A 13,271-nucleotide genomic window follows, 5' to 3' on the forward strand; every position below is an offset into this window, starting at 1 on the left:
TAATAAGAGGTAAATATCATGGCTCTGGTTATTCAGAATCTTCATAAAAGCTTTGATGGCTACGTCGCGCTTGATCGTATCAACCTGGCGATCGATAACGCCGAATTTGTCTGTCTGCTCGGCCCGAGCGGCTGCGGCAAAACGACGCTGTTACGCATTATCGCCGGTTTGCTCAGCAGCGACGGGGGGAAAATCACTCTCGACGGACGGGATCTGGTGAATGTCCCGGCGCGTGACAGAGGCTTCGGGATTGTTTTCCAATCCTATTCGCTGTTTCCGCATATGACTATCGCGCAAAACATCGGTTATGGTCTGAAGATCCGCAACACGCCCGACGCCGACATGCAGGAGCGGGTAAACGGCCTGCTGGATACCGTTCACCTGAGCGGATTCGGCGATCGCTATCCAAACCAGCTTTCCGGCGGCCAGCAGCAGCGGGTGGCTATCGCCCGCGCCCTGGCGGTCAATCCCTCGCTGTTGCTGCTGGATGAACCGCTCTCGGCGCTGGATGCCCGGGTTCGCGCCGGGTTGCGGCAGGAGTTACGTGAAGTGCAGCAACGGCTGGGGATCCCGACGCTGATGGTGACTCACGATCAGGAAGAAGCGATGAGCATGGCAGACAAAATCGTCTGTATGCACGGTGGCCGCATTATGCAGGAAGGCACGCCAAGAGAGCTTTACACCAGCCCCCGCTCCCGTTTTGTCGCCGAATTTATGGGACACAGCAACTTATTGCCGAAACCGGTGGTGCGTGAATGGATGCCGGAACTTCTGCACGCCGAGCAGGCCGCATCCCTGCCCGACAATGCGGAGCTATTTATCCGCCCGGAACGCATTACCTTGCATAAACAGGCGGGAGCGGAAGGCCGGATTATCAATGCCAGTTTTCTGGGAAGCATTCAACGGGTGCAGGTGCTGTGGAAACAGCAGCCGTTGCTGGTCGAAACCGGCAGCGCGATAAACTGGATACCGGGCGAGAACGTTCATATTTCTATTGCCGCACAAGATTGTGCCTGGGTACAAGCATGAGTCTATCCCTTCTCCCCCCGCAAACTACCGCCGATCGCTGGCTATCGCGTCTCTGCCTCTGGCTGCCGTTGGCGGCGCTGGTCGCCTTTTTCGGCGTGCCGATGCTGAGCATCGTATGGCACAGCCTGCTTGACGATCGGACCGGCGCGTTCGGTCTGTCGAATTATCTGGCGCTCCTTGACTCCCCCGGTATTTGGCGCGCCACGCTGAACAGCCTGATATTAGGCGTGGTCACCACCCTATTGACGCTCCTGCTGGGTTTTATCGTCGCCTATGGCCTGGAGTTTACCGCCATGCCGGCCAAGCGCTTTATCTCCTTTGCGACATCATTGCCGGTGCTGGCGCCCTCTCTGGTCTTGGGCCTGGGATTGATTTTTCTGCTGGGCCGCAACGGCATCGTCGGTAATATGCTGGGGGTGCGCCTGGATATTTACGGCTTTTGGGGATTATTAATCGCCAACGTGCTCTATGCCCTGCCGCAAGCGATTTTAATTATCCGCGTAACGTTGCGGCACAGTGATGCCCGTCAATACGAAGCCGCTAACGTGCTGGGCGCCACCGACTGGCGGCAATTTCTTGATATTACCTTGCCCGGCGTACGTTACGGGCTATTGAGCGCCGCGTTTGTGGTGTTCACCATTACCATTACCGATTTCGGCAACGCCATTGTGATTGGCGGCAATTTTTCCGTGTTGGCGACCGAAATTTATAGCCAGGTCAGCGGACAGATGAAGTTTGGTATGGGCGCGGTGGTAGGCATTTTACTGTTGCTGCCCGCCGCGGCGTCGATTTGGATCGAACGGGCCGCATCCCGCCGCCAGAGTATGATCGGCACGCATTCGGCCATGCGCCATGTGCCGCAGGCGCTGCCCGCGCGGGATATTCCCTTTTATCTGGCGACGATGACCATCGCGCTCAGTATTGTCACCGTGATCGTCACCGTGATTATCGCCAGCATGATCAGGCTTTGGCCTTACCGGCTGGACTTAACGCTCAGACACTATGATATCGATCTTGCCGGCGGTTATGCCCCTTTATGGACGTCGATCTGGATCTCGGCGCTGGCGGCCATTATCGGCACCACGCTGCTGTTCCTGCTAACCTTCGGCATTCGCCGCAGTCCGGGCAAAGGAGCAACCATCGCGGCCTTGCTTAGCGCATTACCGGTGGGCGTTCCCGGTTTGGTGCTCGGTCTGTCCTATGTGTTTACCTTCAATAGCGCCACCCTCCCGTGGGGGATGCTATATGGTTCGGCCATTCTGCTGGCGTTATGCAATTACTACCATTATCACACGCAGGGCTACACCACGATGATGATGGGAATGCGCAACGTACCCAGCGCCATGGAGGATGCCACCACGGTGCTGGGGGGCGGCATCGCCAGGATCTTACGCGACGTTTATCTTCCCGCCATGCGTATCACGCTGATTTCCGTCGCGATGTTCTTATTCATGCGTTCAATGGTGACGCTGTCGGCGGTTATCTTTCTGGTCACGCCCTCTCTGCCGCTGGGCGCGGTTACCGTTATGCGGCTGGATGAGGCGGGTTTCACTTCGCAGGCCGCGGCCTTTTCTACATGCATCATGGGGATTGTGGCTATAATGGCGCTGTTGCTCCATACCCTGACGGGAAAGCGAGAGTAGCCGCCGTCCGATCCGTTAATCCTGAGAACGTATATTCATGCTAGAAGAAACGCGCTTACATCGTATCCGTGCCCTTTTGTCCACGTTAAACCGGGTCAGCACGGAGAAAATCATTCAGCACCTCGGCGTATCGAGAGAGACCGTGCGGCGGGATATTCTGAAGCTGGAAGCGATAGGCGCATTACGCCGCGTTCACGGCGGAATTGTGGCGACGACGCTGGAGCCGGAAGCGCCGTTATCCGTTCGCAATACGGTACGTGAAAAAGAGAAACAGGCCATCGCCCGCGCGGCGGTACAGCAGCTAAAAGCCGGGCAGACGCTGTTTATCGATGCGGGCAGCACCACTTCGCTGCTGGCTGACGAGCTGTTGTCGATGCCGGGAATGACGGTGATCACCAACAGCCTGAATGTGGCGCTTAAGCTTACGGCGACGGAAACCACGCTGCATCATGAGGTGATTTTGCTGGGGGGGCATATGGGGCCGTCGGTGCAGGCAACCAGCGGAGACTTAACCATTAGCGAACTTCAGCGTTATCGTGCCGATGTCGCGCTATTGTCACCGGTGGGGATCGCCAGCCAGTCAGGCGCCAGCAGCTTCGCGCATCACGAGGCGGCCGTGGCCGGCGCGATGGTGCAACATGCCAAAACCCGGATTATCCTGGCCGATCACAGCAAGATCGGGATCACCAGCCGGGTTATCTACGCCACCCTGGCCGAGATCGACGTCATTATCACCGATGCGGCGGCGGCCGATAAAGCGGATTTATCGTCGCTTCAGTCGCAATGCCGACAGACCATTATCGCCTGATGCCGTTACGCATCGGCGCCGGGTACAGCGTTGTACCCGGCGTGTCTGATATCGTTCACCGAATTAAACGCCTAGATGATTTCCGGCATTTTTCGTGCTAATGCTAATGCTCTGTTTGCACAAGGAGCATAAGACATGTATCAGCTGTATATCGCCAATAAAAATTATTCGTCCTGGTCGTTGCGTCCGTGGGTGCTGCTAAAAGCGCTGTCCATTCCGTTTGAAGAAAAACAGGTGGCTTTCGTTTCCGCCGGCGCGAATCCGGCATTTAAAGCCTTTTCTCCTTCAGCAAAAGTTCCCTGTTTGATCGATGGCGATACCACCGTCTGGGATTCGCTGGCGATTACCGAATACCTTGCCGAGCGGCATAACGCCGTCTGGCCCGCCGATGCCAAAGCTCGCGCCTGGGCGCGGTGCGCCGCGGCGGAAATGCATTCCGGCTTCACGGCGCTGCGCAATCATTGCGCTATGAGCTGCGGCGTCAAGGTCAGAATAAACGCCATTCCCCCGGCGTTAAGCCATGATCTGCAACGCATCAACGAACTGTGGCAGGAAGGGTTGACGCGATTTGGCGGCCCTTTTCTGGCGGGGAAAAACTTTTCAGCGGCCGATGCTTTCTTTGCGCCGGTGGTGTTCCGCATCAACACTTATCAGTTGCCGGTTGCGCCGCAGGTGAGCGCTTATTGCGAGCATCTGTTATCGCAACCCGCCATGCAAGCATGGCTGAAAGACGCGCTGGCGGAGACCTGGCGCGAACAGGAACATGAAGATGATGTCGCCGGCGCCGGGGAAATTATCGAGGATTTACGAGCCGGCGGCTGACTCTGCTTAATACTGGCTCTTGTTCCTCAGCATAATTTTTTAAGCCGACCGATGGCAAAAAATTTAAACGCCCGCCCAGGCCGGTTACTCTATCCCCGCGCTCGCCATGCTCTGAGGCTGCTGCGAAGCCAGCGCCTTTTGTTTTTTGTAGCTTAATGCGACGGCGGGCACCGCGCTGATTTTACCGGTTTCCATCCATTTACGCAGGCGATTGGCATCGGCAAAATGGGTGTATTTGCCAAACGCATCCAGCACCACCAACGCCACCGGGCGCTGATTAATAACAGTACGCATCACCAGACAATGCCCGGCCTGATTAGTGAAGCCGGTTTTGGTTAGTTGAATATTCCAGTCAGGCTTATAAACCAGATGGTTGGTGTTACGGAACGGCAGGCTGTACGCCGGACGGGAAAACGTCACCATTTTTTCATGCGTGGTGCTGAGCTGGCTGAGCAACGGATACTGTTTACTGGCGATAAGCAGCTTGGTGAGATCACGCGCGGTCGAAACGTTGTTGATAGACAGCCCGGTCGGCTCGACATAACGCGTATGCCTCATGCCCAATGCGCGGGCTTTGGCGTTCATGGCGGCAATAAATGCCTGATAGCCGCCGGGATAATGGTGGGCAAGGCTGGCGGCGGCACGGTTCTCCGATGACATCAGCGCCAGCAGCAACATATCCTGACGGCTGATTTCACTATTCAGCCGCACCCGTGAATAAACTCCGGCCATTTCCTTCGTCTGACTGATGTCAATAGAAAGCATTTCATCCAATGGCAGATTGGCATCCAGCACCACCAACGCCGTCATCAGTTTGGTAACGGACGCGATAGGCACAACCACATCCGGGTTACTGGAATAGAGGACATGGTCGTCGCGTAAATCCACCACCATCGCACTGCCGGAAGCAATTTCCTGATGTGCGGCAACCGCTGATTTGACAGCGGTTTTCGCCATTGCCTGCGGGACAGCCAACGCAGACGTGCACAGCAACAGTCCAAGCAAAGAAAGTTTAAATTTTTCACTCATTATTCGACGACTTAAACAGCACGCTGTTAAATGAAAAGAGATAGGAGACGCATTATAATTTACCGCCAATCCCTGTGCACTCGCGCATCAGAAAAACCTTTGTGACAAAGTTTGACAAGCCCGCTGGCTCCGCCAGTTAACGATGACGCCCCGCTACGCCGCGCATCTGGTTTAACAAATGGAGGCTGATGCCGCTAAATATCCCGGTGGTTATCCCCCCGGCGGCGCCGGCCAGCGTACAAAATATAGCGCTATTCGCCAGCGCGGGAAACCAGGCCAGTTGCACAGCAAAATAGAACCGCAGGCCAAAGGTCAACAACATTAATACCAGCGGCACGGACGATCCGGTACGCTCAAAACACTGTATGTCGGCCCGGTACGTTCCCGCGTTTTTTCCCAGTTGCCACCCCAGACACAGTCCGACCGTCAAGGCCAGCAAAAAGCCGACGACCGCCGCGTTACGCAGCACCAAAGTAGATAAAATAGCAGCGATACCCCAGCACAGAAAAATAAGCGGAAGCAACAGCAGATGTCGTGGGGATTGCCGCAGCGGCCGGCAGGCTTTTATTCCGGCATATACCCGTCATCTTTCAAGTTGCAGGTGCGTTGGCTGCCCTCATTCACCCCAGTCACTTACTTGAGTAAGCTCCTGGGGATTCACTCGGTTGCCGCCTTCCTGCATCTCGAAATCTATTGGGTATAGATCAGATACGCCAGCACAATCCATACCCACGGGGGCGTATGGCGAAGGGTAATAAGCAAATTTTCCATGATGATCGGTGTGTGTTCCGCCGCGGGATACCCAGCAGCATAATCCCGTGAAGAACCGCCCGCAATCAGGACGCGGATCGCGATTCGTTCCCGCCCGTCTGTGATAAAACATTATCGCAGACGGGCGGGGCTTATATCACTATCAGTTCTTTGCTTGCTCCAATGCCTGTTTTACCGCGTTAATTACCCCCTGACTCGACAGCGTCGCCCCGGTTACGGCGTCCACCTTGTCAGGATCCTGCGTTTCAATCAGTTCAGGCACCACATTATCAATGACCCCCATCATCAGCGCTTCGGTATCTTCGTGTTGGGTCACTTCAGCATTGGTGATTTTTCCACCTTCAATGCTTACGGAAACTTCAACGTCCCCTTCTTTTCCCGGTGCTTTGCCCGTATATGTGCCGTCTTTATACTGGGCGGAGGCGGCAAAAGAAAACGAAAGAGCCAATGTGGCCAGCACGGCCGGAATGAATTTTTTCATAGTTTTCCCATAAGTTAATTACACAATAAGATGATGACTAACGCTAACGGCGGGCAACGCCCTGAATATGCATATTAACCACTCATCCATCCCGGACAATCAGGATGGATGGATTTTGGGATCGGGTTCCCTGATTATTTGCCTTCTTTTATCTCTTTCACGGCCTGATCGGCGCCGATACGACCATAGGTGACGATATCCGCCAGCGAGTTGCCGCCCAGACGATTGGCGCCATGCACGCCGCCGGCCGCCTCTCCCGCCGCAAACAGGTTAGGAATGACCTTACCATTCACATCCAGTACCTGTGCCCTGTTGTTAATCGCAATCCCGCCCATCGTGTGGTGAATGCCGGGCGTGACTTCAATGGCGTAATACTTGCCGCTATCAAAGGCCAGCTTCATGCTTTCACGGCCGAACTCATCGTCTTTATTGCTTTTGACATAGCGGCTGTAAGCGCTGAGCGTCTGCGCCAGTTGCTTGCCGTCAATGTGAATGGCGTTGGCTAGCTCTTCAACCGTATTCCCTTCAGCAACCAGTTTTTGCTTGAAGTAAGATTGCGTAGCCTGATTTTGCTTGACCAGTTCATCATTGAAAATCAAATAGGCATGCGCGCCCGGTTGTTTCAGGATGCTTTGGGAAACCACATCACGGGTAAGCAGTTCATTAACAAAGCGCTTGCCGCTCTCGTTGACCATAATCGCGCCATCGCCGCGTACCGCTTCGGTAATCAAAATACCTTTACCCGGCACGGTGGAAGGGTGAATCTGGATATACTCCATATCCACAAGCTTGGCATTCAGCTTGCCGGCCATTTTGACGCCGTCGCCCTGGGTGCCCGGCGCATTGGTGGTTTTAAACCCCACCAGCTTAGGATCGTATTGTTTGATCATGTCAAAGTTGGCCCCAAAGCCCCCTGAGGTGATCATCACTTTCTTGGCATCAATGGTGAATTCTTTGCCATCTTTCCCTTGCGCTTTAACCCCGGTCACTTCTCCCTTGTCGTTTTGGACGATATCCGTTGCCGAAGTGCTGGTGCGAAGATCGATGTCCAACGCTTTGACTTTTTTAATCAGGGCTACGGCAATAAAGCTTCCCGCCGGTTCACCCCCGGCCGGACGGTGGGTACGGTCGACGCGGGAACCGCCGGTGCGGGTCAGGTCCGCCAGATCGGCGCCATTCTCTTTCAAAAAGAGAACAGAGTCTTTCGCATGCGCCGTGAGCGTTTTAACCACCTCCGGGTTATTGATATTCCGCCCGCCTTTCATGGTGTCCTCATAAAACATCTCAGGACTGTCCGTGATGCCTCTGGCTTTTTGCAGATCCGTACCGGCAGCGTTTAATCCTGCTTCCGCCCGCGCGGTATTTCCGCCGGCAAAGGGCATTTTCTCCAGCAATATGACTTTTGCCCCCTGATTATGCGCTTCAATGGCCGCCGACATCCCGGCCCCGCCCGCGCCGATAATCACCAAATCGGTGCTTTCACTGTGAACGGCTGAGGAAAAGGCCAATGCCAACGCACTCAATAATAGGACTGGTTTTTTCATGATGTATGAACCTGTATGCGGTTATTGCCAGTAAGGGATTCCAAAACGGATATTTTCATATCCGACTCGATATTTATCCGACACTGCTTTGATACATACAGAAAACTCATCATCGTGTATAAAACAGCGCTGATTTAAATCCTACTCCGATTAATATTCAAAAATTTTAACCCGATCATAGATTTATAAATTGTTTGAATTAAATAGTCACAGCGGATTTATCAATTCGCTCAAAGGAAAGGGGATATTTCGGGTATCTCTTTTTTCAGCAGGTCAGGAGGATAAGTCAGTGATTGACCGCCATAAAAATAGCGGCCAATCCGTTAGCTAATTTAACAACCAAATAACATAAAGAAGACATTAAGGACATATTTAATCTGTTCGCTCTATGCCCGGTTAAAATCCCAGTAATTGTCGATAAGAATGGGTTTCAATATTTTCCATTGACAGCCCGAGGCGAAATGCACATTCAATACATTGTTCTCTTAACGAATTCAGTTGCGCTTCATCATCGGTCATAACGGATATTTCGACAAAGTGACCAAGTGATTCAATATAATCCAGCGTAATATGAAAAATATCCAGAAAATAGACGCTACGCGTCTTATAGACCTCATGAATCGCACGGTATCCCAGCGTCTGCAACATACTGTCCGTCTTTTCGAACGATTCGACGCTCACCGCTTCGCAGCGCTCGGCCCCCGGGCCTTTGACGATCCAAAGTTTAATCCCTGATGGAGCCATCCGTCGTAATAACATGCTTATGTTTTGTTGTTGCAGACCGCCTTGCGCATCGTCGTAATAAATATCATGCTCTTTATTCTCGAAGACAAAGGCCTCAGGGTGATGGCTAAAGAGCGTATCGCGAAAAACGGCGATATCCTGAATACGAAATTTCAGCTCAACTTCATATTTCCCTGCAAAATGCTCAATCATGTTCTTTCTCCTTACAGGACTGTCCATAAGCACTATGGAACGCCAGTCCCGACATATCAATGCGCTTTTTCGACGCATTAAGCCGGATGCGCATAAAATGCACATTCGCTCCTTCTCCCGCTCCTGCCGGCAATACCACCACAATCTGACCAACACTGCCGTCATACCTTCAAGACGAAGGTGATAAAGACAGCCGCACAGAGTGTGAATGTTGATACGGGCGAGTTCCCGTCTCGGAACGCCATACCCGAAAGAAAAAACGGCCGGCGTCTTTTTACAAACGCAGGCCGTTAATAGTAGCTGAGGTTAAAAAAACCGCCAGTGCTTCACCTCGCGGAAGACGATGGCGTAAGGATACGTACGAAATCGAAGCCGTGATGATGCATAAATTCACGCAGAATAAGCAATCTGGCGGAAAATGCCTTTTCCAGCGGAATACCTTCCCATGAGGCCGGCGTGCCGAGCATCACCCGTTCGAGACGTTTAAAGGCGCGTTCCATGTCCTCCAACGGCAATAACCAGCCCTCAGCCTGTTCTTTCACCCCAGAGATACGTGCGATCTCGGCCAATGCCGGATCAAAAGAAAACAGCGATGAACCCTCAGGCAGTTCGTGACGAATGCCGATCACCTCATCCTCAACGGTCATAATCGCCAATTCCATTTCATCCGGCGTAGGGGGAATATGCTTAAAAAAGGCATCCGCCGTTTTTTCAAACCCCACCGCTAAATCAAGAACCGCTCCCGGCTGCGGCCCGGTTCCACAGACAGCCGTCGTTTGCCGTTCACCGATATACAGCAAAACAACAGGCGCGGCCGGCGCGACGAGCGCCCTTGCCTGTTCATAGTGCCGGCCGGTTTGAGCATCAATATCCATCATAATATCCCCTTGGTTGAGAACGCGTCCGGGGCTGCCTCGCACAAATCGCCCGGGCGATATCGGCGGAGGTGTTCAACGCCCGGATTTCACCAAACAACCCAACGGCCTCGGTGTACTCTTTACGCAGATAGCCCAGCCACTGTTTGATACGGGCGACATGATACAACCCGGTATCGCCCTGCTTTTCCAACCGGACGTATTTTTGCAGTAGCGTGACGACGTCCGCCCACGGCATTCGCGGTTGGTTATATTTTATCACCCGGCTCAGGTTCGGCACGTTAAGCGCTCCCCGGCCGATCATGATGGCATCGCAACCGGTGGTGGCCAGACACGCCTGCGCGCTTCGCCAGTCCCAGATTTCACCATTGGCGATCACCGGAATCGTCAGCCGACGGCGAATTTCGCCAATGGCCTGCCAGTTAATGCGCTCAGCCTTATAGCCATCTTCTTTGGTACGGCCATGCACCGCCAACTCCGTCGCGCCGGCCTGCTGCACCGCATCAGCGATTTCAAACTGGCGAGCGCCGGAATCCCAGCCCAGACGCACTTTCGCCGTCACCGGAAGATGGGCAGGCACCGCCGCGCGCATCGCTTTGACGCCCTGATAAATCAGTTCGGGATCTTTTAGCAGGGTCGCCCCGCCGCCGCTGCCGTTGACCAGTTTAGACGGACAGCCGCAATTCAGATCGACGCCATACGAACCCAGTTCAACCGCGCGATAGGCATTTTCCGCCAGCCATTGCGGGTATTGCCCCAAAAGCTGGACACGCACCCGCGTGCCGGATGGCGTGCGGCTGGCATGATGTAACTCCGGGCATAAGCGATAGAAGGATTTGACCGGCAGGCGCTGATCCACCACCCGCAAAAACTCGGTGATGCACAGGTCATAATCGTTAATTTCGGTCAACAGTTCCCGAACCAATGAATCGAGAACCCCTTCCATCGGAGCAAGCACAACACGCATAACGTTACTCGGTGATAACAAAAAGCACGCAATGGTACTGTCCATCGTCAGGAATGCGCAACGGAAAAAACCAGCGGATAAGGCAACATCCCTATCCGCGACAAGGATGCAACCGAAAATAGCGAACGGCGACAGTCAGGCCGGGGCGATCAAGCTCCCCCGGTTTCCACTGGCAAGTCAGTCGGTGAGATCGTCAATACGCGCATCCGGAGCGTTGTTCTTGACGGAGGCAATCCCTTTGTCGCGGGCATCGGCGGAGCTGTAGGTTTCGCTGCGGCCGATAACCTGATGATTGGGCGAGGTGAGCGTAAAATACGGCGAGCCATCCTTTGCCGTTAAGCGGTTATAGCGGCCGTCATCGGGAGCATTCTTTTTTACCGACTCAATGCCGTTTTTACAGTTGGCTTTGGCGGTGTAGCCTTCGCTGGCAAGGATCGGTTCACCATTGCCGGCCTTAAGACGAAAATAAAACTGGCTGTCCTTACCTTGATAAATCTCGAACTTCCCACTCATCGCTATCACTCCTGACGCTGGTTAATATGATTGCTGGCGGCGTTTTTTGCCGGCCAAACGGTCACATTAAGTGTTGACCCATGATAAACAAGCGTCAAATGCGGGCGGGAGATTTTCGGGCATGAAAGGTTTGATGTCGGACGGGCGGCATACGCCGTTCAGAGTCTGAAGGAGCATATCGGCTCCCTGAGTTTGCTGACAAAGTCCGGTGGGCGGCGATAATGGATAATAGATTTCTCAACGATCTGAGGGAGCCGGCTGGCTCCCTCGTTTTAATTAGAGTTTATTTGCTGCGATTTTGCGGGCGCGGCGCGCGGCGTTGCCCTTCGCCGCCACCCCACGGGCTGGAAGCATTGCCGCCGCTCGATCTGCGTGGCTGACGGGCGCCATCGGCGCGTTTGTGCTCCCCACCCTGACCGCGAGGCGCGCCGGATTGGCCGCGTGGCGTGGCGCTGCGACCGCCGCCGCGATTTCCCTGCCGCCCGTTGACGATCGGCTCGGCCTTGATCGACGGGTCGGGTTCATAGCCCGGCACGGCGATGCGTGGGATCTCACGATTCAATAAACGCTCGATATCGCGCAACAGCTTATGTTCGTCAACGCAGACCAGCGACAAGGCCTCTCCCGTCGACTCCGCCCGGCCGGTACGGCCGATACGGTGTACGTAATCTTCCGGCACGTTGGGTAATTCATAGTTCACCACGTGCGGAAGCTGATCGATATCCAGCCCGCGGGCGGCGATATCGGTCGCCACCAGCACGCGAATGCCGCCGTCTTTAAAATTCGCCAACGCCCGGGTACGCGCCCCCTGGCTTTTGTTGCCGTGGATGGCGGCGGCGGTGATGCCGTCTTTCTCCAGCAGCTCTGCCAGATGGTTGGCCCCGTGTTTGGTGCGGGTAAACACCAGCACCTGCTGCCAGTTATTTTCACCGATCAACTGGGATAGCAATTCCCGCTTGCGGCGCTTGTCGACAAAATGCACGTGCTGGGTAACCAGCTCTGACGGCGCATTGCGGCGCACCACTTCAACCGATGCGGGGTTGGTTAACAGCTTATTCGCCAGCGTCCTGATTTCATCGGAGAAAGTGGCGGAGAACAGCAGATTCTGCCGCTTCGCCGGCAGTTTCGCCAGGACGCGGCGGATATCGTGAATAAAGCCCATATCGAGCATACGGTCCGCTTCATCCAATACCAGGATTTCAATCTGCGACAGATCGACCGCATTCTGATGCTCCAGATCGAGCAAACGCCCGGGAGTGGCGACCAGAATATCCACGCCGCCGCGCAGCTTCATCATCTGCGGGTTGATGCTGACGCCGCCAAATACCACCAGCGAACGCAAACGCAGATACTTGCTGTACGCCTGCACGTTTTCATCAATCTGCGCCGCCAGCTCGCGGGTTGGCGTCAAGATCAACGCCCGTACCGGACGACGGCCTTTTACCTGCGGCGCGTTGCTGCTCAGCAGTTGCAACAGCGGTAAGGTAAAACCAGCGGTTTTACCGGTGCCGGTTTGCGCGCTGGCCATCAGGTCGCGGCCGGCCAGCACCACGGGAATAGCCTGACGTTGTACAGGCGTTGGTTCACGATAGCCCTGTTCTTCAACAGCACGCAGGATATCGGCGCTCAGGCCGAGAGAATCAAATGACATAATAGAGAACAACTCCAGATCCGCTCTGACCGGGTAATAACCGGTGTAGTTTTCAGAGGGACAATAAGACGGGTTTGCCGGGCCACCATCAACTCAACAATAACGACGTAAGCAACAACCACGATGAACGGGCACAACTACGGTGCGTAACTGTGGCGATTGTAACAGAGTTCCGGGCGTTAAGGGATTTTTATCTGCAATG

Annotated in this window: 13 protein-coding genes; 4 read left to right on the forward strand and 9 right to left on the reverse strand. The window is 54.4% G+C overall.

Annotated features, from left to right (window positions below; genetic code table 11):
• Positions 1–18: 18 nt before the first annotated feature.
• The 4 genes from JG725_RS04875 (at position 19) to JG725_RS04890 (ending at position 4,302) form a co-directional block, all read left to right on the forward strand.
• On the forward strand, positions 19–1,029 hold the full coding sequence (locus JG725_RS04875) for an ABC transporter ATP-binding protein (RefSeq protein WP_172289152.1): 1,011 nt from the start codon (positions 19–21) through the stop codon (positions 1,027–1,029).
• Positions 1,026–2,672, forward strand: coding sequence for an ABC transporter permease subunit (locus JG725_RS04880; protein ID WP_172289151.1), 1,647 nt, complete (start codon positions 1,026–1,028; stop codon positions 2,670–2,672). The genes JG725_RS04875 and JG725_RS04880 overlap by 4 nt, the downstream gene beginning before the upstream one ends.
• A 37-nt stretch (positions 2,673–2,709) precedes the next feature.
• Positions 2,710–3,480 (forward strand): DeoR/GlpR family DNA-binding transcription regulator, encoded by a 771-nt coding sequence (locus tag JG725_RS04885; RefSeq protein WP_172289150.1) that lies wholly within the window; start codon positions 2,710–2,712, stop codon positions 3,478–3,480.
• 135 nt (positions 3,481–3,615) lie between these two features.
• The gene (locus JG725_RS04890) at positions 3,616–4,302 is read left to right on the forward strand and encodes a glutathione S-transferase family protein (RefSeq protein WP_199376893.1); all 687 of its coding nucleotides are present in this window, start codon (positions 3,616–3,618) and stop codon (positions 4,300–4,302) included.
• A gap of 84 nt (positions 4,303–4,386) precedes the next feature.
• On the opposite strand, the gene pbpG is transcribed toward JG725_RS04890, so the two are convergent.
• The 9 genes from pbpG to rhlE form a co-directional block, all read right to left on the reverse strand.
• Positions 4,387–5,331, reverse strand: coding sequence for a D-alanyl-D-alanine endopeptidase (gene pbpG, locus JG725_RS04895; protein ID WP_199376895.1), 945 nt, complete (start codon positions 5,329–5,331; stop codon positions 4,387–4,389).
• A 136-nt stretch (positions 5,332–5,467) separates the two neighbouring features.
• On the reverse strand, positions 5,468–5,854 hold the full coding sequence (locus JG725_RS04900) for a hypothetical protein (protein ID WP_199376896.1): 387 nt from the start codon (positions 5,852–5,854) through the stop codon (positions 5,468–5,470).
• A gap of 390 nt (positions 5,855–6,244) precedes the next feature.
• Complete coding sequence (locus JG725_RS04905; protein WP_172289146.1) at positions 6,245–6,583, reverse strand: FMN-binding protein; 339 nt, start codon at positions 6,581–6,583, stop codon at positions 6,245–6,247.
• 134 nt (positions 6,584–6,717) lie between these two features.
• Entirely contained in the window at positions 6,718–8,127 is a 1,410-nt protein-coding gene (locus JG725_RS04910) for a flavocytochrome c (protein ID WP_199376898.1), read from the reverse strand.
• A gap of 396 nt (positions 8,128–8,523) precedes the next feature.
• Positions 8,524–9,063 carry a class IV adenylate cyclase gene (gene cyaB, locus JG725_RS04915; RefSeq protein ID WP_172289144.1) on the reverse strand — a complete coding sequence of 180 codons (540 nt, stop codon included), beginning with the start codon at positions 9,061–9,063 and terminating at the stop codon, positions 8,524–8,526.
• A gap of 326 nt (positions 9,064–9,389) precedes the next feature.
• Complete coding sequence (locus JG725_RS04920; RefSeq protein WP_199377218.1) at positions 9,390–9,938, reverse strand: hypothetical protein; 549 nt, start codon at positions 9,936–9,938, stop codon at positions 9,390–9,392.
• Positions 9,928–10,905 carry a tRNA dihydrouridine(16) synthase DusC gene (gene dusC / locus JG725_RS04925; protein ID WP_199376901.1) on the reverse strand — a complete coding sequence of 326 codons (978 nt, stop codon included), beginning with the start codon at positions 10,903–10,905 and terminating at the stop codon, positions 9,928–9,930. Before dusC ends, JG725_RS04920 begins: the two co-directional genes overlap by 11 nt.
• 177 nt (positions 10,906–11,082) lie before the next feature.
• Complete coding sequence (locus JG725_RS04930) at positions 11,083–11,418, reverse strand: YegP family protein (protein WP_172289142.1); 336 nt, start codon at positions 11,416–11,418, stop codon at positions 11,083–11,085.
• Between the two features lie 283 nt (positions 11,419–11,701).
• Positions 11,702–13,069, reverse strand: a complete 1,368-nt coding sequence (gene rhlE, locus JG725_RS04935) for an ATP-dependent RNA helicase RhlE (RefSeq protein WP_199376902.1) — start codon at positions 13,067–13,069, stop codon at positions 11,702–11,704.
• Positions 13,070–13,271: the final 202 nt, after the last annotated feature.

Origin of the sequence: Brenneria sp. L3-3C-1, from assembly GCF_016456245.1 — a bacterium.
Lineage (GTDB): Bacteria > Pseudomonadota > Gammaproteobacteria > Enterobacterales > Enterobacteriaceae > Brenneria.